Genomic DNA, 3,122 nt, shown 5'->3' with positions numbered 1-3,122 from the left:
GCCGTATTATTCGCTGAAGATCTGGCACGGGGTGAATGCGGCCCTCATCATGTCGCTCATCGCGCTGGCGGGCGGTCTGGTGCTGCTGGCGCTGCATCGGCCGCTGGACCGGCTGTGGCAGGTTGCGCCGCGGCCAGAGGCCAAGGCGATCTTCGACGGGCTGGTCGAGACGGCGGCGGGGCTGTCGCGGGGGATCACCGAGGGGCTGCATAACGGGGCGATCAGCCGCTATCTGGCGATCTTCGTCGCCGCCTCGGTGGCGCTGGGCTATGTGGCCTGGACTGGGGGCGGGCTGGCGCCGGCCGACCGGGCGACGCTGCCGATCCCGCCGGTGGTGGCAATCGGCTGGGTCCTGCTGGCAGTGGCGACGGCGCTGGTGGTGACGATGCACCGCCAGCGGTTTCAGGCGCTGGTGCTGATCGGGGTGATCGGGCTGATGATCTCGGTCGGGTTCGTCTATCTCTCGGCGCCCGACCTGGCGCTGACGCAGATCTCGGTCGAGACGGTCACGATCATGCTGTTGCTGCTGGCGCTGCATTTCCTGCCCAAGGACACGCCGCGCGAAAGCCCGCTGGCGGTTCGGGTGCGCGACGGGGTGCTTGCGGTTGCCGCGGGGGGCGCGGTGGGAGCGCTGACCTTTGCCTTCCTGCTGCGGGATTTCTCGCCGATCTCGGACTTCCACCTGGCCAATTCCTACGAGGGCGGCGGCGGCACCAATGTCGTCAACGTGATCCTTGTCGATTTCCGCGGCTTCGACACCTATGGCGAGATCATCGTCCTGGGCATTGCGGGGCTGACGATCTTTGCGCTGATGGAGACGCTGTTGCGCGGCCAGGCGGCGCGGCGGCTGAGGAACTCCGAGCAGTCGCAGGACCGCTCGCGCGACCGGCATCCCCTGATGATGGTGATGGCGACCCGCGCGATGCTGCCGATTGCGTTGACGGTGGGGGTCTATATCTTTCTGCGCGGGCACAACCAACCGGGCGGCGGGTTCATCGCGGGGCTGGTGGTCTCGATCGCCTTCCTGATGCAATACATGGCCTCGGGCTTTGCCTGGGCACAGGCGCGCCAACGCATCGGCTATCACGACATGATCGGCTGGGGCGTGGTGATCGCGGGGCTGACCGGCGCGGGGGCCTGGCTGGCGGGCAAGCCGTTCCTGACCAGCGCCTTCGGATATTTCCAGATCCCACCGATCGAGGAATTCGAACTGGCCACCGTGATGCTGTTCGACCTGGGCGTGTTCCTGACGGTTCTGGGTGCGGTCATGCTGACGCTTTACAGCCTGTCGCGGATCGCGCGCTATGCCGGCGAGACGGTGAATGTCGAGCCGATGGATTACGATTCCTCGCAGCGCGCCGGGGCGGTCGGCAGGGGAGGCGAGTGAGATGGAGTTGATCGTTGCGAGTTCGGTCGGCGTGCTGACCGCGGGCGGGGTCTATCTGGTGCTGCGGCTGCGCGCCTTTCCGGTGATCCTGGGGCTGGCGCTTCTGTCCTATGCCGCCAACATCTTCCTGTTCGCCTCGGGGCGGCTTAGGATCAATGCGCCGCCCGTTCTGAACAAATACGCCGAAGCGGTCTATTCCGATCCGCTGCCGCAGGCGCTGACGCTGACCGCCATCGTGATCGCCTTCGGGATGACCGCGCTGTTGGTGATGGTGGCGCTGGGCGCCTTCATCGAGGCGGGCGACGACCGGATCGACATGACCGAGGCGGATCACGCGGGCGAGGCCGTGCGCAAGGACGGCGCGGCATGAGCCACTGGATCATCGCCCCGATCATCCTGCCCGCGCTGCTGGCACCGCTGATCGCCTTCGTGATGCGCTACGATATCGTTCTGGCGCGCGCGGCGTCCTTTGCGGGCGCGCTGGTGCTGGTCGCGATTGCGGTCGGGCTGGCCGTGATCTCGGCGGATGGCGCGGTTCATGTCTACGATCTGGGCAACTGGCCCGCGCCTTTCGGCATCGTCCTGGTGCTGGACCGGCTGTCGGCGGTTCTGGTGCTGCTGACGGCGGTGCTGGCGCTGATCGTGCTGAGCCATGCGGCGGCGACGGGCTGGGACACAAGGGGTCGGCATTTTCACGCGCTGTTCCAGTTCCAGATCATGGGGATATGCGGCGCGTTCCTGACCGGCGACGCGTTCAACCTGTTCGTGTTCTTCGAGATCCTGCTGATCGCGTCCTATGGGTTGATGATCCATGGCGGCGGCAAGGTGCGGTTGCAGGCGGGTCTGCAATATGTCGTGATGAACCTTGCGGGTTCGACCCTGTTCCTGATCGCGCTGGGCACGCTTTATGCCGCGACGGGCACGCTGAACCTGGCCGACCTGGCGGTGAAGGTGCGCGAGATACCCATCGAGGAGGCGGCGCTTATCCGGGTGGCGGCGATGCTGCTGATGGTGGTCTTCGCGATCAAGGCCGCGCTGTTCCCGATCCAGTTCTGGCTGCCCGCGACCTATGCCAATGCGCCTGCGCCCGTGGCCGCGCTGTTCGCGATCATGACCAAGGTGGGCGCCTATGCGATCATCCGGATCCATTCGATGATCTTCGGCCCCGAGATCGCGGCCACAGACGGGCTGACCGGCACCTGGCTGTTCCCGGCCGCGGCGGTGACGCTGGCCATCGGTGCCTTCGGCGTGCTGGGCGCGCGGCGGCTGATGCCGTTGCTGGCGTTCTCGGTGGTGGCCTCGATGGGGACGATGATGCTTGCGGTCGCGGCCTTCACGCCCTGGGCGACGACGGCGGCGCTGTATTACCTGATCCATTCGACCTTTGCGGCGGCGGCCCTGTTCCTGCTGGCCGATCTGGTTGTGTCGCGGCGCCCCGAGGGTGACCGGTTGGACCCGGCGCCCGCGACGGTGCAGAACGGGTTGTTCGCGGCGCTGTTCTTTGCGGGGGCGGTGGCGATGGCGGGCATGCCGCCGCTGAGTGGGTTCCTGGGCAAGCTGATGATCCTGGATTCGCTGCGCGATCCGCAGTTCATGGCGCTGGGCTGGACGGCAGTTCTGGCCGGGTCGCTGCTGGTGATCGTCGGTCTGGCGCGGGCGGGCAGCGTGCTGTTCTGGCGCTCGACCGCCGTGGCGGCGCATGTGCCGGCCGCGGATGACGCGGAGGCGCGCCCGG

3 protein-coding genes are annotated in these 3,122 nt (G+C 67.2%); all 3 read left to right on the top strand.

The annotated features are described in order from the left end of the window. Window positions 1–1,387 (top strand): hydrogen gas-evolving membrane-bound hydrogenase subunit E (gene mbhE, locus ENN83_RS12285; protein ID WP_287187401.1); only part of this gene is annotated, 1,387 nt, incomplete at its 5' end. 1 nt (window position 1,388) lies between these two features. Beyond that, on the top strand, window positions 1,389–1,757 hold the full coding sequence (locus ENN83_RS12280; protein ID WP_287187400.1) for a Na+/H+ antiporter subunit C: 369 nt from the start codon (window positions 1,389–1,391) through the stop codon (window positions 1,755–1,757). Next, window positions 1,754–3,122 (top strand): monovalent cation/H+ antiporter subunit D (locus ENN83_RS12275; RefSeq protein WP_287187398.1); only part of this gene is annotated, 1,369 nt, incomplete at its 3' end. The genes ENN83_RS12280 and ENN83_RS12275, both read left to right, overlap by 4 nt.

Origin of the sequence: Rhodovulum sp., from assembly GCF_011048875.1 — a bacterium.
Taxonomy (GTDB): domain Bacteria; phylum Pseudomonadota; class Alphaproteobacteria; order Rhodobacterales; family Rhodobacteraceae; genus Rhodovulum; species Rhodovulum tesquicola.
Note: the sequence above shows the minus strand (reverse complement) of the source record. Positions and strands in the feature narration are given on the sequence as shown.